Origin of the sequence: Streptomyces durocortorensis (assembly GCF_016901035.1) — a bacterium.
GTDB lineage: Bacteria > Actinomycetota > Actinomycetes > Streptomycetales > Streptomycetaceae > Streptomyces > Streptomyces durocortorensis.
Genome location: NZ_JAFEUF010000018.1, coordinates 28410 through 53348, shown reverse-complemented (window position 1 = coordinate 53348; position 24939 = coordinate 28410). Strand labels below are relative to the sequence as shown.

17 protein-coding genes are annotated in these 24939 nt (G+C 71.6%); 10 read left to right on the top strand and 7 right to left on the bottom strand.

Translation table 11 applies throughout. From position 1 onward, the window contains the following. Positions 1-96 precede the first annotated feature (96 nt). From JS521_RS06385 to JS521_RS06360, 6 genes are all read left to right on the top strand, one after another. The gene (locus tag JS521_RS06385) at positions 97-1773 is read left to right on the top strand and encodes a glycoside hydrolase family 13 protein (protein WP_205081743.1); all 1677 of its coding nucleotides are present in this window, start codon (positions 97-99) and stop codon (positions 1771-1773) included. Next, positions 1758-2813, top strand: a complete 1056-nt coding sequence (locus tag JS521_RS06380; RefSeq protein ID WP_205081742.1) for a LacI family DNA-binding transcriptional regulator — start codon at positions 1758-1760, stop codon at positions 2811-2813. Before JS521_RS06385 ends, JS521_RS06380 begins: the two co-directional genes overlap by 16 nt. A gap of 446 nt (positions 2814-3259) precedes the next feature. Continuing rightward, on the top strand, positions 3260-4993 hold the full coding sequence (locus JS521_RS06375) for a carbohydrate-binding module family 20 domain-containing protein (protein WP_205081741.1): 1734 nt from the start codon (positions 3260-3262) through the stop codon (positions 4991-4993). Between the two features lie 87 nt (positions 4994-5080). Beyond that, entirely contained in the window at positions 5081-10399 is a 5319-nt protein-coding gene (gene pulA / locus JS521_RS06370) for a pullulanase-type alpha-1,6-glucosidase (protein WP_205081740.1), read from the top strand. A 157-nt stretch (positions 10400-10556) separates the two neighbouring features. After that, positions 10557-12710, top strand: a complete 2154-nt coding sequence (locus JS521_RS06365; RefSeq protein ID WP_205081754.1) for an ATP-binding protein — start codon at positions 10557-10559, stop codon at positions 12708-12710. A 162-nt stretch (positions 12711-12872) separates the two neighbouring features. Continuing rightward, positions 12873-13577 carry a DUF2470 domain-containing protein gene (locus JS521_RS06360; protein ID WP_205081739.1) on the top strand — a complete coding sequence of 235 codons (705 nt, stop codon included), beginning with the start codon at positions 12873-12875 and terminating at the stop codon, positions 13575-13577. Positions 13578-13613: 36 nt separating this feature from the next. Here the strand turns inward: JS521_RS06360 and JS521_RS06355 are convergent, their stop codons facing one another. From JS521_RS06355 to JS521_RS06345, 3 genes are read right to left on the bottom strand one after another with little or no spacing between them, the layout of a single operon-like run. Further along, complete coding sequence (locus tag JS521_RS06355) at positions 13614-14342, bottom strand: TetR/AcrR family transcriptional regulator (protein ID WP_205081738.1); 729 nt, start codon at positions 14340-14342, stop codon at positions 13614-13616. 35 nt (positions 14343-14377) lie between these two features. Next, entirely contained in the window at positions 14378-15454 is a 1077-nt protein-coding gene (locus JS521_RS06350) for a PDR/VanB family oxidoreductase (RefSeq protein ID WP_205081737.1), read from the bottom strand. 3 nt (positions 15455-15457) lie between these two features. Beyond that, a complete protein-coding gene (locus tag JS521_RS06345; RefSeq protein ID WP_205081736.1) occupies positions 15458-16363 on the bottom strand; it encodes a metal-dependent hydrolase in 906 nt (301 codons plus the stop codon). A gap of 91 nt (positions 16364-16454) precedes the next feature. Here JS521_RS06345 and JS521_RS06340 point away from each other — a divergent pair, with 91 nt between their 5' ends. After that, on the top strand, positions 16455-17207 hold the full coding sequence (locus tag JS521_RS06340; protein ID WP_372448558.1) for a class I SAM-dependent methyltransferase: 753 nt from the start codon (positions 16455-16457) through the stop codon (positions 17205-17207). 27 nt (positions 17208-17234) lie between these two features. Next, the gene (locus tag JS521_RS06335) at positions 17235-17723 is read left to right on the top strand and encodes a hypothetical protein (protein ID WP_205081735.1); all 489 of its coding nucleotides are present in this window, start codon (positions 17235-17237) and stop codon (positions 17721-17723) included. Between the two features lie 33 nt (positions 17724-17756). Here the strand turns inward: JS521_RS06335 and JS521_RS06330 are convergent, their stop codons facing one another. Both JS521_RS06330 and JS521_RS06325 read right to left on the bottom strand, forming a co-directional pair. Then, entirely contained in the window at positions 17757-19337 is a 1581-nt protein-coding gene (locus tag JS521_RS06330; protein WP_205081734.1) for a DUF1996 domain-containing protein, read from the bottom strand. Positions 19338-19426: 89 nt separating this feature from the next. Continuing rightward, on the bottom strand, positions 19427-19972 hold the full coding sequence (locus JS521_RS06325) for a carboxymuconolactone decarboxylase family protein (RefSeq protein ID WP_205081733.1): 546 nt from the start codon (positions 19970-19972) through the stop codon (positions 19427-19429). A 32-nt stretch (positions 19973-20004) separates the two neighbouring features. Here JS521_RS06325 and JS521_RS06320 point away from each other — a divergent pair, with 32 nt between their 5' ends. After that, entirely contained in the window at positions 20005-20499 is a 495-nt protein-coding gene (locus tag JS521_RS06320) for a MarR family winged helix-turn-helix transcriptional regulator (protein ID WP_205081732.1), read from the top strand. Between the two features lie 17 nt (positions 20500-20516). Here the strand turns inward: JS521_RS06320 and JS521_RS06315 are convergent, their stop codons facing one another. Both JS521_RS06315 and JS521_RS06310 read right to left on the bottom strand, forming a co-directional pair. Further along, the gene (locus JS521_RS06315) at positions 20517-21164 is read right to left on the bottom strand and encodes a LuxR C-terminal-related transcriptional regulator (protein ID WP_205081731.1); all 648 of its coding nucleotides are present in this window, start codon (positions 21162-21164) and stop codon (positions 20517-20519) included. After that, complete coding sequence (locus tag JS521_RS06310) at positions 21149-22417, bottom strand: sensor histidine kinase (RefSeq protein ID WP_205081730.1); 1269 nt, start codon at positions 22415-22417, stop codon at positions 21149-21151. Before JS521_RS06310 ends, JS521_RS06315 begins: the two co-directional genes overlap by 16 nt. A 259-nt stretch (positions 22418-22676) precedes the next feature. Here JS521_RS06310 and JS521_RS06305 point away from each other — a divergent pair, with 259 nt between their 5' ends. Further along, positions 22677-24794: an MMPL family transporter gene (locus JS521_RS06305; RefSeq protein WP_205081729.1), complete on the top strand. Its 2118-nt coding sequence runs from the start codon at positions 22677-22679 to the stop codon at positions 24792-24794. The last annotated feature ends 145 nt before the right edge of the window (positions 24795-24939 follow it).

Below are 24939 nucleotides of genomic sequence, written 5' to 3'. Positions count from 1 at the left end.
CCCCCCCCGCCCCCCCCCCCCCCCCCCCCCCCCCCCCCCCCCCCCCCCCCCCCCGGCCCCGGGCGCCGCTCCCCACCCAGACACCCCAGGGACGACATGACCCAGCACCTCGCTGCCCCCTCCACCGGCACGTCCGACGACGCCCCGGGCCACCGCACCGGCTGGTGGCAGGACGCGGTGATCTACCAGGTCTATCCGCGGAGCTTCGCCGACGGCAACGGCGACGGCATGGGCGACCTCCCCGGCGTCACCGCCCGCCTGCCCCACCTCAAGGACCTGGGCGTCGACGCGGTCTGGCTCTCCCCCTTCTACGCCTCCCCGCAGGCCGACGCGGGCTACGACGTCTCCGACTACCGGGCCATCGACCCCATGTTCGGCAACCTGCTGGACGCCGACGCGCTGATCCGCGAGGCGCACGGGCTCGGCCTGCGCGTCATCGTCGACCTGGTCCCCAACCACTCCTCCGACCAGCACGAGTGGTTCAAGCGCGCCCTGGCCGAGGGCCCCGGCTCCGCCCTGCGTGAGCGCTACCACTTCCGCCCCGGAAAGGGGGCGGACGGCGAACTCCCGCCCAACGACTGGGAGTCCATCTTCGGCGGCCCTGCCTGGACCCGTACGGTCGACCCGGACGGCACCCCCGGCGACTGGTACCTCCACCTGTTCGCCCCCGAGCAGCCCGATTTCAACTGGGAGCACCCGGCCGTCGCCGACGAGTTCCGCTCCATCCTGCGCTTCTGGCTCGACATGGGCGTCGACGGCTTCCGCGTCGACGTCGCCCACGGCCTCGTCAAGGCCGAAGGGCTGCCCGACCTCGGCACCCACGACCAGCTCAAGCTGCTCGGCAACGACGTCATGCCGTTCTTCGACCAGGACGGCGTGCACGCGATCTACCGCAGCTGGCGCACCATCCTCGACGAGTACCCCGGCGAGAGGATCGCGGTCGCCGAGGCGTGGACCCCGACCGTCGAGCGCACCGCCAACTACGTGCGCCCCGACGAGATGCACCAGGCGTTCAACTTCCAGTACCTGTCCACCGCCTGGGACGCCGCCGAGCTCCGCACGGTCATCGACTCCTCGCTCGACGCCATGCGCCCGGTCGGCGCCCCCACCACCTGGGTGCTCTCCAACCACGACGTCACCCGGCACGCCACCCGCTTCGCCAACCCGCCCGGCCTCGGCACCCAGATCCGTACCCCCGGCGACCGCGAGCTGGGCCTGCGCCGCGCCCGCGCCGCCTCCCTGCTGATGCTCGCCCTGCCCGGCTCCGCCTACGTCTACCAGGGCGAGGAGCTCGGCCTGCCCGACGTCACCGACCTGCCCGACGAGGCCCGCCAGGACCCGTCGTTCTTCCGCGCCGAGGGCCAGGACGGCTTCCGCGACGGCTGCCGCGTCCCGATCCCGTGGACCCGCGAGGGCACGAGTCACGGCTTCGGTGACGGCGGCAGCTGGCTCCCGCAGCCCGCCGGCTGGGGCGAGCTGTCCGTCGAGGCGCAGACCGGGGTGGAGGGCTCCACCCTGGAGCTGTACCGGGCCGCGATCGCCGCCCGCCGGGACCACCCGGGCCTCGGCGCGGGCACGGACGTGGAGTGGCTGGACGGCCCCGAAGGCGTCCTCGTCTTCGCCCGTCCCGGCTTCGTCTGCACCGTCAACACCACCGGCGCCCCCGTCCGGATCGCCGCCCGCGGCCGGGTGCTGCTCGCCAGCTCCCCGGTCACCGTGGACGGCGCCGAGGCCGAGCTGCCCGCCGACACCACGGTGTGGTGGACGGTGTGACACTCCCCGCGCCCAGGACCACGGCAACGCCCCGCCTCTCCGACATCGCCGGACAGGCGGCGGTCAGCGAGGCGACGGTCAGCCGGGTCCTGAACGGGAAGCAGGGCGTCGCGGACTCCACGCGTCAGCGGGTGCTCGCGGCGCTCGACATCCTGGGCTACGAACGCCCCGTACGGCTGCGGCAGCGCAGCGCCGGACTGATCGGCCTGGTGACGCCCGAACTCACCAACCCGATCTTCCCGGCGTTCGCGCAGTCCGTCGAACAGGTGCTGGCCGGGCACGGCTACACCCCCGTGCTCTGCACCCAACTCCCGGGCGGGGCAACCGAGGACGAACTCGTCGAGCAGCTCGTCGAGCGCGGCGTCGGCGGCATCGTCTTCCTGTCCGGGCTGCACGCGGACACCTCCGCCGACCCGGCACGGTATGCCGCGCTCACCGAGCGCGGCGTGCCGTTCGTCCTGATCAACGGCTACAACGAGCGCATCAGCGCCCCGTTCGTCTCGCCCGATGACAACGCTGCCGTACGGATGGCCCTCCAGCACCTCGCCGACCTCGGCCACCGCCGGATCGGCCTGGCCATCGGCCCGCAGCGCTACGTCCCCTCCCGCCGCAAGCGGGACGGGTTCGTGGAGGCGGCCGTCTCGGTGCTCGGCATGGACCGCTCCGAGGCCGAACTGCTCGTCTGCTCCACCCTGTTCAGCGTCGAGGGCGGCCAGGTGGCGGCGGGCGCCCTGCTGGACGCGGGCTGCACCGGCATCGTCTGCGGCAGCGACCTGATGGCGCTGGGCGTGGTCCGCGCCGCCCGGGGGAGGGGCCTGGAGGTCCCGCGTGACGTCTCGGTCGTCGGCTTCGACGACTCGCAGCTCATCGCGTTCACCGACCCGCCGCTGACCACCGTGCGCCAGCCCGTGCACGCGATGGCGGCGGCCGCGGTGGGCGCGCTGCTGGAGGAGATCGGCGGGAGCCCGGTGCAGCGCACGGAGTACGTCTTCCAGCCGGAGCTGGTCGTACGGGGCTCGACGGCTGCGGTCCCCGCGTAAGGCGGTCCGGCGGGTCCGGCGAGGGACACGTACAGGAGAGGCACCAGGAGTCGGCCCAGGAAGGGCCGGCGGGGAGTTCTTGCGACTCCGGGTGCCTCTCTTGTCGTGACCGGCCCGGCCGGCCGGGCGCGTGGAGTCCGGAACCGCCCGTGCGGACGGCCCGGAACCCTCGGCCGACCGGACCGGAGTCGGATGAAACGTAACAGGCCTGCAATATCTTGCGGAAGACCTTGCAGCAAGAAACCGCGAAGAAAAATGGCTTGTTTCGTGGATGTGAGCGGGGCGTGTCCAAAGGGTTGACCGCCGACAGGAGGGCTCGTACGGTCTGGTCCGCAGCAAGGTTTGCATTCTTGCAGCAAGAACCTTCAGGAGCCTTGAGGGCATGGCGCGTTGCCGACTGAGGCTGCACCGTCACCCGCGTTTCCCCCACCCGCAGGAGGAAAGACATGGCACGCAGACCACTGTCTGCCGCGCTCGCCCTCGTGGCCGGCGCCGCCGCCCTCGTCGTCCCCACCGGATTCGGCGCCGCGTCCCCCGCGCAGGCCGCCACTCCGGGCGACAAGGACGTCACGGCCGTGATGTTCGAGTGGAAGTTCGCCTCCATAGCCAAGGCCTGCACGGACAGCCTCGGTCCGGCGGGCTACGGCTACGTCCAGGTCTCGCCGCCCCAGGAGCACATCCAGGGCGGCCAGTGGTGGACCTCCTACCAGCCCGTCAGCTACAGGATCGCCGGGAGGCTCGGTGACCGGGCCGCCTTCTCCGCCATGGTCGACACGTGTCACGCGGCGGGCGTGAAGGTCGTCGCGGACTCCGTCGTCAACCACATGGCGGCGGGCAACGGCACCGGCACCGGCGGCTCCGCGTACACCAAGTACGACTACCCGGGCCTCTACTCCGGCGCCGACCTGGACGACTGCCGCTCCCAGATCAACAACTACAACGACCGCGGCAACGTCCAGAACTGCGAGCTGGTCGGCCTCGCCGACCTGGACACCGGCGAGGACCACGTACGCGGCAGGATCGCCGGATACCTCAACGACCTGCTCTCGCTCGGCGTGGACGGCTTCCGCATCGACGCCGCGAAGCACATGCCCGCCGCCGATCTGGCCAACATCAAGTCCCGGCTGACCAACCCGAACGTCTACTGGAAGCACGAGGCGATCTACGGGGCGGGCGAGGCCGTCTCGCCCTCCGAATACCTCGGCACCGGGGACGTCCAGGAGTTCCGTTACGGGCGGAGCCTCAAGCAGGTCTTCCTCAACGAGAACCTCGCCCACCTGAAGAACTTCGGCGAGGGCTGGGGCTTCATGGAGTCCGGCAAGTCCGGCGTCTTCGTCGACAACCACGACACCGAGCGGGGCGGCGACACCCTCAACTACAAGAACGGCTCCGCCTATACGCTCGCCAACGTCTTCATGCTGGCCTACCCCTACGGCTCCCCGGACGTCCACTCCGGCTACGAGTTCAGCGACCACGATGCCGGACCGCCGAACGGCGGCCAGGTCAACGCCTGCTACAGCGACGGCTGGAAGTGCCAGCACGCCTGGCGCGAGATCTCCTCCATGGTCGGCTTCCGCAACGCGGCCCGGGGCCAGGGCGTCACCAACTGGTGGGACAACGGCGGCGACCAGATCGCCTTCGGCCGGGGCACCAAGGCGTACGTCGCCATCAACCACGAGGGCTCCGCACTGAACCGGACCTTCCAGACCTCGCTGCCCGCAGGTGACTACTGCGACGTCCAGTCCGGCAAGGGCGTCACCGTCAACGGCTCGGGCCAGTTCACCGCCACCGTCGCGGCCGGCACCGCCGTCGCCCTGCACGCGAACGCCCGGACCTGCTCCGGGGGCGGCGGCACGAACCCCGACCCGGGCCCCGGCAACGGCTCCTCCGGCGCGTCCTTCGGCGTCAACGCCACCACCCAGCCCGGCCAGAACATCCACGTCACCGGCGACCAGACCGCCCTCGGCAACTGGAACCCGGCGAACGCCCCCAAGCTCGACCCGGCGACGTACCCCGTCTGGAAGCTGGACGTGGCACTGCCCGCCGGGACCACGTTCGCCTACAAGTACGTCCGCAAGGACGCGGCCGGCAACGTCACCTGGGAGAGCGGCGCGAACCGCACCGCCACCGTCCCGTCCTCCGGGAAGGTCACGCTGACCGCCGACGTCTGGCGCGGCTGACCCGTGAATCCCCTCTCTCCCGCGGGCCGGTGGCGCTGCCACCGGCCCGCGCCCCACCCTCCTGACACCAGCCGAGGAGCACCCTCCGTGTCCCGAACCACCCTGAGACGAGGGGCGGTGGCCGCCCTGTGCGCGGCGCTGCTGCCCGTCGTCCCGGCGGCCATCGCCGCCGCCTCGCCCCGGCCGCCGGCCCCGCCCTCGGACGCGAAGCTCGCGCGCGAGTCGGCCCGGCACGACCTCACGCGCGAGCAGTTCTACTTCGTGCTGCCCGACCGTTTCGCCAACGGCGACGCCTCCAACGACCGCGGCGGGCTGACCGGTTCGCGCCTCGACCACGGCTACGACCCCACCGACAAGGGGTTCTACCAGGGTGGCGACCTCAAGGGCCTCACCCAGAAGCTCGACTACATCAAGGGCCTCGGCACCACCGCCATCTGGATGGCGCCGATCTTCAAGAACCGGCCCGTCCAGGGCACCGGCAAAGACGCATCGGCGGGCTACCACGGCTACTGGATCACCGACTTCACCCAGGTCGACCCGCACTTCGGCACCAACGCCGACCTGGAGAAGCTGATCGACAAGGCCCACGCCAAGGGCATGAAGGTCTTCTTCGACGTCATCACCAACCACACCGCCGACACCGTCGACTACGCGGAGAAGGCCTACGGCTACAAGCCCAAGGGCGCCTTCCCCTACCTCGACAGGACCGGCCGCCCCTTCGACGACCGCGAGGGCGTCGAGAAGGTGGACCGAAACTCCTTCCCGTACACCCCGGTGCAGGCCCCCGGCACGGAGAAGAAGGTGCCGTCCTGGCTCAACGACCCCACCATGTACCACAACCGGGGCGACTCGACGTGGGCCGGTGAGTCCAACGAGTACGGCGACTTCTCCGGGCTCGACGACCTGTGGACCGAGCGTCCCGAGGTCGTGAAGGGCATGGAGAAGATCTACGAGAAGTGGGTCCGCGACTTCGACATCGACGGCTTCCGCATCGACACCGTCAAACACGTCGACCTGGACTTCTGGACCCAGTGGGCCACCGCGCTCGACGACTACGCCGCGAAGCGTGGCCGGCACGACTTCTTCATGTTCGGCGAGGTCTACTCCGCCGACACCGAGGTCACCTCCCCGTACGTCACCCGGGGCCGCCTGGACTCCACGCTGGACTTCCCGTTCCAGGACGCCGCCCGGCAGTTCGCCTCCCAGGGCGCGCCCGCCGACAAGCTCGCCTCGGTGTACGGCAACGACTTCCGCTACACCACCGACAAGGCCAACGCCTACGAGCAGGTCACCTTCCTCGGCAACCACGACATGGGCCGCATCGGGACCTTCCTCAAGCAGGACAACCCGAAGGCCGACGACGCCGAGCTGCTGCAGCGGGCCCGGCTCGCCAACGAGCTGATGTTCCTCGGCCGCGGCAACCCGGTGATCTACTACGGCGACGAGCAGGGCTTCACCGGCGCCGGCGGCGACAAGGACTCCCGCCAGACCCTCTTCGCCTCGAAGACCGCCGACTACCTCGACGACGACCAGCTCGGCACCGACCGCACCCACGCCTCGGACGCGTACGACACGAAGCACCCGGTCTACCGCTCCATCGCCGCGCTCTCGAAGCTCACCAAGGACCACCCGGCGCTGCGCGACGGCATCCAGATCGAGCGGCTCGCGGACGGCTCGGTGTACGCCACCTCGCGCATCGCCACCGAGCGGCCCAACGAGTACCTCGTCGCCTCCAACAACGGCACGACCCCGAAGAAGGTCCAGCTCGCCACCGAATCGGCCGACATGAACTTCCGTACCCTGTACGGCGGTTCCGGCACGGTCCGCAGCGGCAAGGACAAGAAGGTCACCGTCACCGTGCCCGCCCTGTCCAGCCTCGTGCTGAAGGCGGACCGTACCGTGGGCACGCCCGCGGCCAAGCCAGCCGTCTCGCTGAAGGCCCCGGCCGCCGGCGCGACCGGCACCGTCGAGATCGCCGCCGACGTGGACGGCGGACAGCTCAACCGGGTCGTCTTCGCCGCCCAGGTCGGCAACGGCAAGTGGCGGACCCTCGGCACCGCCGACCACGCCCCGTACAAGGTCACCCAGCACCTGGACGAGGCGGTGAAGGCGGGCACCCCGCTGCGCTACAAGGCCGTCGTCGTCGACCGCGCCGGGCGTACGTCCAGCGCCCTCGCCTCGACGACCGCCGGTCAGGCCCCGCCGCCCGGCAAGCCCGTCGCCGTCGAGCGCGACCGGGCCGTCGTCCACTACCAGCGCCCCGACGGCGACTACGACGGCTGGCAGCTGAAGTCCGGTGACAAGACGGCTGAGTTCATCGGGCGGGACGCCTTTGGCGCGTTCGCCTGGATCGACCTGGAGAAGGGGACGGACTCCGTCCCGTACACCGTCGAGAAGAACGGCACGGCCGACGGACCGCAGCGGACCATCGACCTCGGTGTGACCGGACAGGTCTGGATCGAGCAGGGCAAGGACGGGCAGCAGGCCGAAGCCCCCGAGACCCCGCCGCAGGACACCGCCAAGGCCGTCCTCAACTACCACCGCCCGGACGGGAACTACGACGGCTGGGGGCTGCACACCTGGGCCGGCGCCAAGGAGCCCACGGACTGGGCCAAGCCGCTGATGCCGGTGAAGAAGGACGCCTACGGGGTCACCTTCGAGGTGCCGCTCGTCGACGGGGCGACCTCGCTCAGCTACATCCTGCACAAGGGCGACGAGAAGGACCTGCCCAGCGACCAGTCCCTCGACCTCGCCACCTACGGCCACGAGGTCTGGATGCTCGGCGGCAAGCCCGGCTACCTCCTCCCGCAGACGGGCGGCGGCGCGGCCCCCGACCTGTCGAAGGCCGAGGCGCAGTGGATCGACGCGAACACCGTCGTCTGGAAGGTGAAGACCACCGACGCCACCAGCCAGCAGCTCGTGTACGCGAAGGAGGGCGGCATCTCCGTCGTCGACGGGGCGCTGTCCGACGAGGGACAGTGGCTGCGGCTCCAGCAGGGTGAGCTGAGCGACGCCCAGAAAGCGAAGTTCCCTCATCTGAAGGACTATCCGGCGTTCACCGTCGACGCCCGCGACCGTGACCGCGTCCGCGAGTCCCTGCGGGGTCAGCTGATCGCGACCCAGCGCGCCGCCAACGGGGCCCTGCTCGCCGCCACCGGCGTACAGACGGCCGGAATCCTGGACGACCTGTACGGCAAGAAGGCCGCCTCCGCCGAACTCGGCCCGGTCTTCCGCAAGTCGACGCCCACCCTCTCCGTGTGGGCCCCCACCGCGCAGACCGTCTCGCTCGAACTCGACGGCCGTACCGTCCCGATGAAGCGCGACGACCGCACCGGCGTCTGGTCGGTCACCGGCAAGAAGAGCTGGCAGGGCAAGTCCTACCGGTACGCCGTGACCGTCTGGGCCCCCACCGTCCAGAAGCTCGTCACCAACAAGGTCACCGACCCCTACTCCACCGCCCTGACCGCCGACTCGGCCCGCAGCCTCGTCGTCGACCTCACCGACCCGAAGCTCGCGCCGCGCGGCTGGTCCGGCCTGAAGAAGCCCGCCGCCACCCCGCTGCGGGACGCCCAGATCCAGGAGCTGCACGTCCGGGACTTCTCGATCACGGACCGCACGGCGAAGCACCCGGGTGAGTACCGGGCCTTCACCGACACCCGCTCGAAGGGCATGCGGCACCTCAAGAAGCTCGCCGACTCCGGCACCAGCTACGTCCACCTGCTCCCCGTCTTCGACATCGGGACCGTCCCGGAGAAGAAGAAGGACCAGGCGACCCCCGACTGCGACCTGACCGCCCCCGCACCCGACTCCGAGAAGCAGCAGGAGTGCGTGAGCAAGGCGGCCGCCAAGGACGGCTTCAACTGGGGCTACGACCCGTTCCACTACACCGTCCCGGAGGGCTCCTACGCCTCCGACCCGGACGGCACCGAGCGCACGGTCGAGTTCCGCCAGATGGTCCAGGGCCTGAACAAGGCCGGGCTGCGCACCGTCATGGACGTCGTCTACAACCACACCGTCGCCTCCGGGCAGGACGACAAGTCGGTCCTCGACCGGATCGTGCCCGGCTACTACCAGCGGCTCCTGGAGGACGGCACCGTCGCCACCTCCACCTGCTGCGCCAACACCGCGCCCGAGAACACCATGATGGGCAAGCTCGTCGTCGACTCGATCGTCACCTGGGCCAAGGAGTACAAGGTCGACGGCTTCCGCTTCGACCTGATGGGCCACCACCCCAAGGACAACATCCTGGAGGTCCGCAAGGCGCTGGACTCCCTCACGCTCGCCAAGGACGGCGTCGACGGCAAGAAGATCATCCTGTACGGCGAGGGCTGGAACTTCGGCGAGATCGCCGACGACGCCCGCTTCGTCCAAGCCACCCAGAAGAACATGGCCGGCACCGGCATCGCCACCTTCTCCGACCGGGCCCGCGACGCCGTGCGCGGCGGCGGCCCCTTCGACGAGGACCCCGGCGTCCAGGGCTTCGCCTCCGGCCTCTACACCGACCCCAACTCCTCGCCCGCCAACGGCACCCGCCCCGAGCAGAAGGCCCGGCTGCTCCACTACCAGGACCTGATCAAGGTCGGCCTCACCGGCAACCTCGCCGGCTACACCTTCACCGACACCTCCGGGCGCACGGTCAAGGGCTCCGAGGTCGACTACAACGGGGCGCCCGCCGGATACGCGGCCGCACCCGGCGACGCGCTCGCCTACTCCGACGCCCACGACAACGAGACCCTCTTCGACGCCCTCGCCTTCAAGCTCCCGGCCGACGCCACGGCTTCCGAGCGGGCCAGGGCCCAGGTGGTCGCCATGGCCGCCTCCGTCCTCTCCCAGGGGCCCTCGCTCTCGCAGGCCGGCACCGACCTGCTGCGCTCCAAGTCCCTGGACCGCAACTCCTACGACAGCGGCGACTGGTTCAACGCCCTGCACTGGGACTGCCGCGACGGCAACGGCTTCGGCCGGGGCCTCCCGCCCGCCGCCGACAACCAGGACAAGTGGTCGTACGCGAAGCCGCTCCTGGCCGCCACCGGCACCATCGCGCCGAAGTGCGCGCAGATCGACGGGGCTTCGGCCGCCTACCGCGACCTGCTCACCATCCGCTCCACCGAGAAGGAGTTCTCCCTGCGCACCGCGGACCAGGTGCAGTCCGCCCTGTCCTTCCCGCTCTCCGGCAAGGACGAGACGCCCGGCGTGATCACCATGCGCCTCGGCAAGCTCGTCGTCGTCATCAACGCCGCCCCGGACACCGCGACCCAGCGGCTCGCCGCACCGGCCGGGAAGACGTACGCCCTGCACCCGGTCCAGGCCAAGGGTGCGGATCTTACGGTCAAACGAGCCAGGTACGACGGGAAATCAGCCACTTTCACTGTCCCGGGACGCACGGCGGCCGTCTTCACTCTGCGCTGACCTCCCACCGCACTACGGTGACGGCAGACGTCGGCGACGAAGCCGCGACAGCCGTCCCGGTCCACCGGGCCGGTCCCGCTCTCCCCGCCGGGGGAGGCGGGGCCGGCCCGCGGCCGTCGGCCCCGCCGGCGCACCCTGCCCCAGCGTGCGGACGGTGATGATGACCAAGGTGGGATACCTTCCCGAGGAGACGAGCAGCTTCGTCGGGAGGCGGGCCGAACTGGCCCGGCTGCACACCGCGTTGACCACCCGGCGGATGACCACCCTGATCGGCCCCGGCGGCGTCGGCAAGACCCGGCTCGCGCTCCGGGCGGCCCGCGCCGTCGCCGACCGTTACGCGGACGGGGCCTGGTGGACCGACCTCTCCCCGCTCTCCGACGACCGGCTGCTGCTCCCCACCGTCTCGGACGCCGTCGGGCTCGCCGACCACACCCTGCGGATGCCCGTCGAGGCGCTCTGCGAATGGCTCGGGGACAAGCACCTCCTGCTGGTCCTCGACTCCGCCGAACACCTCCGCGGCCCCTGCTCCCACCTGCTCGCCGAGATCCTGACCACCTCGACGCGCCTGACCGTCCTGGTCACCAGCAGGCAGCCGCTCGGCACCCGCGGCGAGCATGTCGTCGAGGTGCCGCCGCTGCCGGTCGACGGCGCGCCCGACGCCCTCCAGCTCTTCGCCGACCGGCTGCGCGCCACCGACCCCCGGGCCGGCCTCGACGCCCCCGGGGACGAGGCGGCCGCCGCCGAGATCTGCCGCCGCCTCGAAGGCATCCCGCTCGCCATCGAACTGGCCGCCGCGGGCATCGGCCGGCACAGCGTGGCCCAGCTCGCCACCCGCATCGGCACCCGTTTCGACGCCCGGAGCGGCCCCCTCGCCCTCGATCCCGGTTCCTCCCGTCTCGACCCCGGTACCTCCCGTCTCGACCCCGGTACCTCCCGTCTCGACCCCGGTACCTCCCGTCTCGACCTCCTCGCCGACGCGACGGTGTGGCCCCGCCGCCACCGCACCCTGCGCACCGCCATCGGCTGGTCCCACGAGCTGTGCACCCCGCTGGAGCGCCTCCTGTGGGCCCGCCTCACCCCGCTGCGGACCGACTTCGACGCGGAGGTCGCCCGCGAGGTCTGCACCGGGGGCCCGCTCACCGCCGACGAGGTGGACCGGGCGCTCCAGGGCCTGGTCGCCCAGTCCGTCGTCCAGCGCGACGGCGACCGCTACCGGATGCTCGACACCCTGCGCGAGTACGGCCGGATGTGGCTCGCCGAACTGGGTGAGGACCGCGCAGCCGCCGACCGGCACGCGAGCAGCTTCCTCGGCCTCGCCCGCCGCGCCCACGACGGCTGGACCGGCCCGGACCAGGTGTCCTGGTACCACAAGGTGTCCGACACCCACCTCGACCTGTGCGCCGCCCTGGAGCACCTCCTCGCCCATGACGTCGAAGGCGCCCAGGAGATGGCGGGCAGGGTCGGCTTCTTCTGGGCCTGCTGCGGCCACCTCTCCGAGGCCCGGAACTACGCCCAACGGGCCCTGGACGCGGGCCCCGTCGACGGACCCCACCGGACCCGGCTGCACTGGGTCCTCGGCGTCGCGGCCCTCCTCCAGAGCGACTTCGCGACCGCCGAGAAGTACGGGGCGCTCTGCACGGCCACCGCCCTGTACGACGGGGACGACGAGGGCATGCTCGGCGCCACGTACCTCTCCGGGCTCACCCAGCTGATGACCGGCGAGCCCGCGGCGGCCCTGGAGGCGGCCGGGCGCGTCCTGCGCATGACCGAGAGCGTCCCCGTGGACTCCGCCCACCGGCTGCGCTGCCGCCTCATCACCGTCTTCGCGCTCACCGCGCTCGGCCGGCTCACCGAGTCCGAGGCGGCGGCCGGCGAGCTGCGCCGGGCCTGCGAACGCGGCGGCGAATACTGGACCCGCTCCTACGCGGACTATCAACTCGCCCTGATCGCCCTGCTCCAGGGCCGCCCCGCGGCCTCCGCCACGCACGCCCGCTCCATGCTCGCGGGCAAGCACCGGCTCCGCGACAGCTTCGGCATCGCGCTGGGCCTGGACATCCTGGCCGCCGCCATCGCCGCCCAGGGCGCGGGCGCGCAGGCCGCCCGGGTCTACGGCACCGGGCACGCGTACTGGCGCATGGTCGGCCACCCCCAGCGCGGCACGCCCGAGCTGGGACCGGTCCGTGAGACCTGCGAGCTCCAGGCACGGGCGGCCGTCGGCGACGAGGCGTACCAGCGCGCCTTCGAGCGCGGCCAGTCGGACAACGCGGAAGTCGGCCTCGCCGCGGCCCTGCGTACCGAACTCCAGCTCTGAGCGGGGCCGGACGCCAACGCTCACCAGGGCCGAACCGCAGCTCCGACCTGGGCGTGAGCGTCACGCGTGTCCCCGGACTACCCGCATCCACCGCCTTGCGGGTAAGGTTAGGCATACCTAAGTAACTGCTTGGGTTCCGCTGACCCTCCCTGGAGAACTCGGATGCGTCTTTCCCGCCCCCGCGCCACGCAGCCGACCCGCGCCGAGCGGGTCCGGTCGATCCTGACCGTCGCCCACTCCATGACGGTGGTCAGCGACGGCCTGCACACCGAAGTCCGCCGCCTCGACGGCACGGGCGCGATGGGCCACATCCACCTGCACGCCCCGAACGACGGCAACCACGCGCCGAGCGCCGAACGCGTCCCGGCCCGCCTGGAGTTCACGGACATCGCCCCCACCCCCGTACGCGACCGGCTGCGCGCCCGCGTCACGGTCACCGGGCTGCTGGCCGCCCCGTACAGCACCGACACCGAGCAGTCCACCTGCATGGAGTTCGGGCAGGCCGTCCTGGAGGACGCCGAGGGGCGCACGTTCGTCACCCTGGAGGAGCTGGAGGAGGCGGAGACCGACCCGATCGCCGCCTGCGAGGCGGGCATGCTCACCCATCTGGTCGACGACCACGCCGAGCTGGTCCCGCTGCTCCTGCGCCTCGTCCACCCCCGCCCCGAGCGCGGCATGACTCGGGCCGTGCCGCTCGCGATGAACCGGTACGGGGTGACCCTGCGGCTCGAATACCCCCGCACCCACGAGGACGTCACCCTGCCGTTCCCCCGCCCGGTCACCGAGATCGACCAGGCGGGCCCGCAGATCCACGCCCTGCTGGCCGCCGCCCGCCGCGTCTCCCACCGCAACGGCCTGCCCGCCTGAGCGCTCCTGCGGCTTCGGCAGGCGCTGCGCCGGGGTCTACGGCTCCGGCAGTCGCTGGGCAGGCACGGCGGGCACATCCGGGGCGAACGCGGAGAGCCGCGCCAGCAGCTCCCCGAACGGCCCGTCCGCCGGCTCCTGGGACAGCACCCGCAGCACGATGCCCGCCATCTCCTGGTCGTACGCGGCGCTGACCGCGGCCAGCGCCGCGAAGTCGTGCACCAGCTGCATCTCCAGCTCGGCGCGCGGAATGCGCCGCCCGTCCAGCCAGATCAGCGCCGTCGACTCGGCGAGCGACACCCAGGAGCGCACCACCAGCTCCAGCCGGGCGGGCGGTTCGCTCACCCCCAGGTGCGTGATGATCTGCTCGTACGCGGCCTGCCGCACCCCGTCGATCATGGCGTTCGTCGTCGAGGAGCCGGCCGCGGGCCCGCCGCGCATCAGCGCCGAGAAGCCCGGGCCGTGCTCGTCGACGAAGTCGAAGAACCGCCCCATCACCCGCAGCAGCCGCGTCCCCAGGGGCCCTTCGAGGGGCTCCAGGAAGCGGGCCGCCAGCTCGTCGGCGGCCCGGCGCAGCGCCGCCTCGTACAGGCTCTGCTTCCCGGGGAAGTAGTGGTACACGAGCGGACGGGAGATCCCCGCGGCGGCGGCGATCTCGTCGATCGACACGTCCTCGGGCGAGCGGCGGCTGAACAAGTCCAGCGCGACGCCGATCAGTTGCTGTCTGCGCTCGTCGACGCCCATCCTGCGCCGCACCCCGGTCGTCATGCCAACAGCCTATCCGGGGCGCGGAGGCACAGGCCCTAGAGGTCCAGGACGAGACGTTCGCCCCGGCACCGCGATACGCAGATCAGCATCGAGTCGCCCCGCTCGTCCTCGGTCAGCAGCTCGTCCCGGTGGTCGATCTCGCCCTCCAGCACCCGTTGTTGGCAGGTCCCGCAGAACCCCTGCTCGCAGGAGTACGCCACGTACGGCACCTCCTCGCGGACGGCCGCCAGCACCGACTGGCCGGCCGCCACCCGCACGGTCCGGCCGCTGCGGTGCAGTTCCACCTCGAAAGGGCCGGTGCGCGCCGTGTCGTCCGTGGCGGCCGAGAACCGCTCCAGGTGCAGGGGGTGTCCGGCCGGGAGCGCGGCGGCGACGGCGTCCATCAGCGGCTCGGGGCCGCAGCAGTAGACCGCCGCCCCCGGCGCGAGGTCCGCCAGCGCCCCGGCGATGTCCGGGTGGCCCGCCTCGTCCTGGGCGACGACCGTGACCCGGTCCCCGTCCGCGCCCAGCTTCTCGATCTCCTCCAGGAACGGCATCGACGCCCGCGACCGGCCCCCGTACAGCAGCCGCCACTCGGCCCCCGACGCCGCCAGCGCCCGCAGCATCGGCAGGACCGGGGTGATCCCGATGCCGCCGACGACGAAGACGTAACCCGGTGCCTCGGCCAGCGGGAAGCGGTTGCGCGGCCCGCGCACCTCCACCTCCAAACCCTCCTGGAGCTGCTCGTGCACCTCCCGCGAACCGCCCCGTCCGTCCGCCACCAGCCGGGTCGCCACCGTGTACGCCCCGGTGTCCGCCGGGTCGCCGCAGAGCGAGAACTGCCGCACCAGACCCGACGGCAGCACCAGATCCAGATGGGCCCCGGGCGACCAGGGCGGCAGGCCGGGCCCCTCCAGCCGGAGCTGGACCACCCCCTCGGCGACCACGGTCCGCCCGGTGACCAGCAGCTTGCGGACCGCCGTCGCGCGCCGCTTGGAGTGACCCGATATCGGCTCGGGCAGCGCGGGCAGCGGCCACAGCGGTGACCGGGCGATCCGGCGTTTCAGGGCGCGTCGGGTGAGCAGGGCGGCGCTGGAGGCCAGCACGACGGTACGGAGACGGGGCAGCGCCATGGGTCAGGCCCCCTTCGTGGTCTCGGTCTCGGCGGCGAGGGCGGCGGGGGAGCGGGTCAGATAGTCCACGGCCTGGGCCGTACTGCCCTCCTGCGAGGGGTGGTAGGACCGGCTGAGATAGCTCGGGACGGACCGCAGGATCGAGCCCGTGCTCGGCAACGTGCCCTGCTTCCCGCTCGCGTGGAACGCCTTGAAGGACGCCTTGCCGTCCAGCAGCGTGGGGTCGTTCTCCATGAAGAACCGGGTACCGCGCTGCCACAGGAACACCAGCGCGGAGAACGCCGCCGCCCAGGTACGCACGCGCCGCCGGTAGCCGCCGTCGACGTGCATGAAGACGTCGAAGGCCACCGACCGGTGCTCCACCTCCTCGGCCCCGTGCCAGCGCAGCAGGTCCAGCATCGTCGGGTCCGCGCCCTTGCGGTCCAGGGCCTCGGCGTTGAGGATCCAGTCGCCCAGGAACGCGGTGTAGTGCTCGATCGCCGCGATCATCGCCACCCGCTCCATCAGCCACCACTGGGAGGCCCGTCCCGGCGGCAGGGTCCGGTCCCCGAGCAGCTTCTCGAAGAACCAGTCGACCTGCGCGGTGTACGGGGTCGGGTCGAGCCCCAGCTCCCGCATGTGCGGCAGCACATCGTCGTGCGCCTGCGAGTGCACGGCCTCCTGCCCGATGAACCCGATGACGTCCTCGCGGAGTTGGTCGTCGTGGATGTACGGGAGGATCTGCCGGTACACGTGGATGAACCAGCGTTCCCCGGCCGGAAGCAGCAGATGGAGCACGTTGATGGTGTGCGTGGTGAACGGGTCGCCCGGCACCCAGTGCAGGGGGGTCTTCTCCCAGGCGAAGGACACCTTGCGGGCCTTGAGGGGCGTCCGCTCCGACGCGACCGCCGCTGGCTGCGTGTTAGACATGCTGTCAATGTACTGACGGGTATGGGGGCGGACCAGAGGCGTGCAGGGATTTTCCCTGCGACTCCGCGAGGCGTCGGGCGATGATCGCTGTGTGACGAAACCTGTGCAGGCCCGATCCTTCGACGCCATCGCCGCCGCCTACGACGCCCACCGCCCGTCCTACCCGCCCGCCCTGTTCGCCGCGATCGAGGAGCTGGCCGGGATCCCGCTCGCCGGAGCCCGGGTCGCGGACGTCGGCGCGGGCACGGGGCTCGGCACGGCCCGGCTGTACGAGCGCGGGGCCCGGGTCACCGCGGTGGAGCCGGGCGACGGCATGGCCGAGCAGTTCGCCCGGAGCCTGCCGGACGTGCCCCTGGTCCGGGGCGACGGGAACAACCTGCCCCTGCGGACCGACTCCATGGACCTGATCACGTACGCCCAGGCCTGGCACTGGACGGACCGCGCCCGCTCGATACCCGAGGCCCGCCGGGTGCTGCGGCCGGGCGGCGCGCTCGCCCTGTGGTGGAACGACGGCGACCCGGCCGTGGAGTGGCTGGTGGACCAGGAGAACCGGATGCGCGTCTTCTTCGGGGTGGACATCCCGGCCGTCCCCGGCATGCGCGCCCGCTACCGTGCCGTGCTGCCCGACGGGCTCGACTTCCGGACCCGGCAGGTGACCTGGAGCCGTCGCGTACCGCCGGACGCGCATATCGCCAACATGGCCACTCACTCCGACTTCCTCATCGGCGACCCGGTGGCGGTCCGCGACTTCTTCGACCGCGAACGGGCCCTGCTGACCGCTCTCTTCCCGGACGGCGAGGTCGAGGAGGCTTATCTGGTGAGTCTTGCCGTAGCCCACCCCTGAGGCCGAATTCGAGTGCAGGATGGGCCGATGGCGACAGAACCGGAATGGCGAGACGTGCGGCGCTGCGGGGCAACTTCCCTTGCCCTGGCGGGAATTCTGCTCCTGGCCGGGTGCAGTGCGGAATCGGCCGACGATGGCAGGGGGCGGCAGCGGCCCACGCCGAAGCCGGCCGCGACGGGCACGCTGGAACAGCTGGCGAAGAGGGCCGGCTGCGACCCGAACGTGCAGACCGACGCGGCCGAGCTGCGGCAGGCCAACTGCAAGACTTCCGAAGGACGTTATGTACTGACCACCTTCGCCACGGACCGCGGGCAGCGGGAGTGGATCAACGAGGCCAAGGACTACGGCGGTTCGTACCTCGTCGGACGGCAGTGGGTGGCCGTCGGCGCCCCGGGCGTGGTCGCGGCGCTGCGCGGCCGGCTCGGGGGGACGGTGGAGACCGCCTCGCCTCACCACTCGGGGGACAGTGGCGGAGGGGGGAGCGAGGACGGGCACTCCGGTCACCACCCGGGCTGACCGCGCAGGTTCACGGGGGCCGCACGCGCCGCGTCAGCGGCAGCGGCGGCCGTCGTTGATGCACCGCACCAGTTTGTTCATCAGCCGGTCGTCGAAGACGTTGATGAAGTCACCGTGATCGGTGATCGGCTTGTGCAGTTGCTCCGGGAACGAGTCCACGGCGAAGCCGGGCCCCGGCGGAACGTCGTAGACGATGCGCTGCACCAGCTGCGGCACCGCCCGGAAGCCGTTCGGGCACCGCCCGTCGTCCTGCGCGAAGGCCACATGGGTGCGGTGGTTGGCGCTGTCGGTGTTCTGCCCGTCCCAGCAGTTCTGGAAGGCGAACGTCCGCACCACCTGACTGCCCTCGGGACAGATCGGGTACTTGTCCGTCAACTGGCGGTCCTCGAATCCGGTGCAGCTCCACGAGGCGTTGGCATTGGCGTCGCCGTTGGTGAACGCCTTCGCGTCCCCGGTGATGATCCGCAGGAAACGCGGCATCGCGGTGACCCTGCCGACGGGCGAGCCGACGAACTTCAGCGTCACCTGCGACGGGGTCTGGATCTCGCCGACGTTCTGGTCCCGGCCGCCGCCGTCCGCGTCCACGTCGTCCTCGTTCTGCCCGTTCTGCAGACGCAGGACGGGCCAGTAGTAGGTCGACCGGTCGCCCTGGTTGCGGCAGGTGGTCGCGCCGTTCGCCAGATCGTCGTCGCTCGCGAAGGCGTCGTTGGCCTGGTTGCCGATGTAATCGTGCATATGGTGCGCGCCGTTGCTCACGCCGGGCGCGACGATGACGTTGTCCGGGTTGAACTTCCCGTTCTCATTACGGCCGCAGTCGGTGGTGAAGGTGCCCCGGGACGCGCCGCGGCGCTGGCGGGGCCGGTCGACGCCTGGCTGGACGGACTGGATATCGACGAAATCGGCGGCCACGGGCCCGTTGCCGCCCTGGCCCTGGTCCTGCCCGGGGCCTTCCCCTTGTCCGGGGTCCTGACCGCCCGGGTCCTGGCCGGGGTCCTGCCCCTGCCCTTCGTTCTGGCCCTGATTCTGGCCCTGGTCCTGGCCCTGGCCGTCGTCCTGACCGCCGTCACCGTTATCGCCACCGTTGCCGTTGCTGTCACCGGTGTCGTCACCGCCGCCGTTTCCGTTCCCGGGGCGGCTGTCGTCGGCGCGGAGGCTGCACCCGGCCAGGCTCTCCAGCCCCGTCGGCCGCTCGCCCACGCGCCCGATCGCGATGCCGATCCGGTCGAGGCTCGCCGTCCGCTTGCTGCGCAACGGGCCGAGCACGGCGTTCTCCGCCAGCCCGGGATCCCGGGCTATCTGCTCCTTCCGGTCCGCGAACTGCCGGTAGGCGTCGGTGATCTGGGTATCCATCGCCGCGAGTTCGCGGTCGACCTCCCCGCGTGCCTGATCCGGCACCTCGGGCAGTCCGTTGACGGCTTCGGGACAGTCGATGGTGGACAGCTGACGGCCCGCGTTCTGCGTCCGGGTGGGCGGAGAAGAACCGGACGGTCCTTCTCCCGCGGAGGCGTAGACATTGACCGCGACCAGACCGCCTCCCCCCAGGATCAGGGCTGCGGAGGCGGCGATGGCCCGGTTGGCCAGCGTGGAACGTTTCTTGCGCGATGTGCGTCGCATGGGACTCCTCTGCTTCGAGGGAGAAGCGTGACGTCCCATACGGACGGGGAGTCCGATCCGTTCAGCCCGCCCCCGACTGCTCGCCCCGACTAGCGCGCGAACGCGGCCAGTTGCTCGTCCACCGGCGCTCCCGTGAGCCGGTTGGCCAGGGTCGACAGGGTGTACGCGCCGATGCCCAGGACCACTTCGAGGGCGTTCTGCTCGGTGTAGCCGTACGAGAGGAAGTCCCGCAGGGCCGCGTCGTCGACCGCCCCCGCCGAGGCGAGCACCGCCAGGGTGAACCGCCTTACGGCTTCGAGGCGTTCGTCAGGCAGCGGGGCCTCCGTGCCGTCGCGCAGGGCGGCGACGAGCGCCGGGTCGGCGTCCAGAGAGGTCAGCTTCGCGGTGTGCATCGCGACGCAGATGTGGCAGTCGTTGCGCGTGGCCATCGTCATGATCAGGACCTCGCGGGAGAGCGGATCCAGGGTGCAGGACTCGAAGATCGCGCTGATCTTCAGGAAGCCGTCCAAGGCGTGGGGCGAGGCGGCGAGCCGGGCGACGGCGGAGGGCAGGTGGCCCAGCCGCTCCGTCACCGCCTCCATGGCGCGCCGGGATGCGGGCGGGGCGGTCTCGGGGGTGAGATCGGCAAAGGGCATGGCGAACCTCTCGCAGAGATAAGGTCGACAACATGGTTGACGAAAAAAAGGTAAACCAGGTTGTCGAATCCCGCAACGGCTTTGAGCTGCCGCTGCTGCTCTTCGCCGGCTTCCGCTCGATCATCGACGCCCTGCACCGGGACCTGGCCGAGCACGGACACCCCGAGACCCGCCCCGCGTACGGCTTCGCCCTCCAGGCGGTGGGGCGCGACGGCGCGGCCATCAGCGAGATCGGGCGGCGGCTCGGGGTCTCCAAGCAGGCCGCGGGCAAGACCGTCGAGAAGCTGGAGGCCCTCGGTTACGTGGATCGCGCCCCGGACCCCGGCGACGGCCGGCGCACCCTCATCCACCTCACCCCGCACGGGGTCGACCTGCTGGCCCGGTCCGCCGAGGGCTTCGACCGGCTGCGGGCGGAGTGGGCCCGGACGCTCGGCGAGGAGCGGCTGACCGCCCTGGAACAGGACCTCCGCACGATGGCCCCCGGCGGCGCGTTCCGGCTGGACGGGGCGGGTTGGTTCAGCGGCTGAGCGAGGGGGGAACCGGCTCAGCCGCGGTCCAGATACGCCAGCACCGCCAGCACCCGGCGGTTGTCGTCGTCCGACGGCGGCAGGTCCAGCTTCCCGAAGATGTTCGACGTGTGCTTGGCCACCGCCCGCTCCGTGATCACCAGCTGCGAGGCGATGGCGGCGTTCGACCTGCCCTGCGCCACCAGCTCCATCACCTCCCGCTCGCGCGGAGTGAGGCCGCCCATCGGCTCGTCCTGCGAACGGCGCGACAGGAGCTGGGAGATGACCTGCGGGTCCATCGCGGTGCCGCCCGCCGCCACCCGCCGTACCGCGTCGATGAACTGGTCCGCGTCGAAGACCCGGTCCTTCAGCAGGTAGCCGATGCCGCCATTGCCGTCCGCCAGCAACTCCCGTGCGTACAGCTGCTCCACGTGCTGCGAGAGCACCAGCACCGGAAGCCCCGGCCGGGCCCGACGGGCGGCCAGGGCGCACTGGAGGCCCTCGTCGGTGTGCGACGGCGGGAGCCGGACGTCGACGACGGCGACGTCCGGCTCCAACTCCGCCAGCGCTTTGGTCAGTTCGGGCCCGGTCTCCACAGCCGCGGCGATCTCGAAGTCGTACGCCTCCAGCATGCGCACCAGGCCGTCGCGCAACAGGAAGAGATCTTCGGCTAGGACAACTCGCAAGGAATCTCCATGGTCACCATGGTGGGACCGCCCGCGGGGCTGCTGACGGCCAGGACGCCGTCGAATGTACCCAGTCGCCGTTCGATTCCGCTCAGCCCGGACCCCGATCCGATGACCGCACCGCCCTTGCCGTCGTCCGTCACGGAGATCCGGAGCATCCCCTCCGCGTGGTGCAGGTCCACGTAGATCCGCGTCGCCTCCGCGTGCTTCACCGTGTTCGTCAGGGCCTCGCTGACCGCGAAGTACGCCGCCGACTCCACCGGGGCCTCCGCCCGCCCGGGCAGCTCGACCGTCACCTCGGAGGCGACCGGCAGCCGCAGGGCCAGCGCCTTGACCGCGTCGCCGAGACCCCGCTCCGCGAGGACCGGCGGGTGGATGCCGCGGACCAGGTCACGCAGTTCGGTCAGGGCCTCCGCCGACGACTCCCGGGCCATCGCCAGCAGCTTCTTCGCCTGCGCCGGGTCCTTCTCGATCAGCGCCTCGATCGTGCCCAGGTTCATGCCCATCGCGACCAGCCGGGCCTGCGCACCGTCGTGCAGGTCCCGCTCGATGCGGCGCAGCTCGGATGCTGCGGTGTCCACGGCCTCGTGCCGGGTCTCGGTGAGCCGCGCCACGCGCTGCGCCAGCTCCTGGTCCTGGGTGGGCGCCAGCACCGTACGGGCGAGCACGAAGTGCAGGCGCAGCAGCGGCCTGCTCGCCCGCAGCCCGACATGGAAGAGCACGATCCCCAGCGCCAGGGCCGCGAACGCCGTCGCCTGGCTGTCCACCGGCACGAACCCGTACCAGTACGGATCGTCCCGGAACACCCGCCACAGGCCCGCCGCCAGGACGAGGCCCTCCACCGGGTAGATCATCAGCGCCGCCGCCAGGACCGCCAGCACCGTGCCGGCGGTCATGTCGATCAGCAGCCACTGCAGATCCCGCCAGGTCGCCGGATCCTTCAGCAGCAGCGTGGTGCGCTCCACCTGTCCGGTGACACCCGGCCGCAGGTCCTTCGGGAAAGGCCGGTACGGGACCGGGATCCGCACGTCCGACCAGGTCATCGCCCACAGCCGCCGCTGATTGGCGTGCTTGCGGACCGCCTCCAGCACCACCGGGGTGGTGAACACGCCGATGCCCAGCAGGATGAAGGAGATCGAGACCACCGCGAGCACGAACAGTGTGATGGACACCGCCAGGCCGACCACGGACAGGAACAGCCCCCGCCCCGCCGCCAGCATCGACGGCCGTAGCCGTCCCGAGAGCACGTTCATCGTGATCCCCCACTCCCCTCACCGGAGCGGGGCCGATCCCCGATCCGGGTGTCAGTCTCGCCCGGGCCCGCCCCGCCGCGTCAGCCGGTCCGCCACCCGAAGGGGGTGTACCTGGCACCACCCCCCGACCCGCCCCCTACGCCTCGGCGACCGGGGGCTTCGACGGCCGGGGCGGACCGGGCCCCGTTCCTAGATTCGAAGCGTCCCGAAGCGCTTATCCGGCGCTTACGCCTGACGCTCACACCCGGGGGAGAAACCCATGAGGCGCAACCTCGCCGCACGCATCGGCGTGTGGAGCACCCACCACCGCAAGACCGCCGTCCTCGGCTGGCTGCTCTTCGTCGTGCTCGCCACGGGCATCGGCGGAGCCACCGGCATGGTCGAGATGACCAACGCTGAGAACGGCGCCGGCGAGTCCGCCCGCGCCGAGCAGATCCTCCTCGACGCCGGACTCGACAAGCCCGCGGGCGAACTCGTCATGGTCTCCGCCCCCGCCGCCGACGACTGGAAGCCGGCCGCGGAGGCCCTCGCCACCGCCGTACGGGAGACCGGCGAGGCACAGAACATCGCCCCGCCCGTCCCCTCGAAGGACGGCAAGGACGGTCTGATCGCCTTCGAGATGAAGGGCGAGGCCGCCACCTCCTCCGACCGGATCCAGCCCGTCCTGGACGCGGTCGCCGCCGTGGGGAATGACCACCCGGACGTCGAGATCCACCAGTTCGGCGAGGCCAGTGCGGGCAAGTGGCTCGGCGACCTGCTGGCCGAGGACTTCAAGAAGGCCGAGTTCACCGCCGTACCGCTGGCCCTGGGCATCCTCGTCGTCGCCTTCGGCGCGATCGTCGCCGCCCTGCTCCCGGTCGGGCTCGCCCTCACCGCCTGCATGGCCGCCTTCGGCCTCCTGTCGATCGCCAGCCACCAACTGCACCTGTTCCAGACGACGTACTCGGTGATGTTCCTGATGGGCTTCGCCGTCGGCGTCGACTACTGCCTCTTCTACCTGCGCCGCGAGCGCGACGAACGCGCCGCCGGGCGCGACGCCGAGACCGCCCTGCGCATCGCGGCGGCCACCAGCGGCCGCGCGGTCCTCGTCTCCGGTCTCACCGTGATGGTCGCGATGGGCGGCATGTTCCTCTCCGGACTCCTGCTGTTCAAGGGCTTCGCGCTCGCCACGATCATCGTCGTGTTCATCGCCATGCTCGGCTCGGTCACCGTCCTGCCTGCCCTGCTCTCCTGGCTCGGCGACCGCATCGACGCGGGCCGCATCCCGCTCCTGAACCGCCGCGCCAAGCACGGCCACACGGGCAGCGGCCGCATCACCGGCCGGCTGCTCGGCCCCGTCCTCGCCCGGCCCCGCACCTTCGCCGTCGCCGCCTTCGTCCTGCTGCTCGCCCTCGCCGCGCCCGCCCTCGGCATGAAGACCGAATCCCTGGGCCTGGAGAAGCAGTTCGGCTCCGACGCACAGCTCTCCATCGCCCACACCCGCATCACCGACAGCTTCCCCGGCGGACCCGCCCCGGCTCTCGTGGTGGTCACCGCGCCCGACATCACCGCCCCGGAGGTCACCAAGGCCCTGGGCGGCTTCGAGGACGTCACCGTCCACCGCGACAAGAACGTCGCCGAGATCGAGATCCCCCTCCCGGACGGCAAGACCGACCTCACCGAACTGCGCGGGAAGACCCTGCCCGCCGCGTTCGACGGGACCGGGGCGCAGACCCACGTCACGGGGGAGACCGCCGGATCGGTCGACTTCAACGACCAGCTGCGGCGCGGCATCGTCCCCGTCTTCGCCTTCATCACGGCGGTCACCTTCCTGCTGATGCTGTTCTGCTTCCGCAGCTACGTCATCGCCGTGACGTCCATCGTCCTCAACCTGCTCTCCGTGGCCGCCTCCTACGGGGTGATGACCGCGGTCTTCCAGCACGGCTGGGGCGCGTCGCTCATCGGTTCGGAGGGCGTCGGCGCGATCGAGGCGTGGATGCCGCTGTTCGTCCTCGTCGTCCTGTTCGGCCTCTCCATGGACTACCACGTCTTCGTCGTCTCCCGGATCCGCGAGGCCCGCGGCGGCGGCCTCGACAACCGGTCGGCCATCGAGACGGGCATCCGCCGCACGGCCGGGGCGGTCACCGGGGCGGCGGCCATCATGGTCGCGGTGTTCGCGGTCTTCGGGACGCTGTCCATGCAGGACATGCAGCAGATGGGCGTCGGCCTCGCCGTCGCGGTGCTGCTGGACGCCACGGTCGTACGGATGGTGCTGCTGCCCTCCGTGATGCTGCTGCTGGGCGAGCGCAACTGGCGTACCCCGCGCGGCCTTTCGAGGCTGCCGAGCCTGGAGGGCGAGGAGCCGGCCGAGCCGGTGCGCGACACCGTACGGGTCTGAGACGCCCGGGCGGGGGGGGGGGGGGGGGGGGGGGGGGGGGGGGGGGGGGGGCGGGCGGGGCGGCGGGGGGGGGGCGGGGGGGGGGCGCGGGGGCGCGGCGCGCGGGCCGGGCCCCCGCCGACCAGAGCCCGCATCTGCTTGTCCA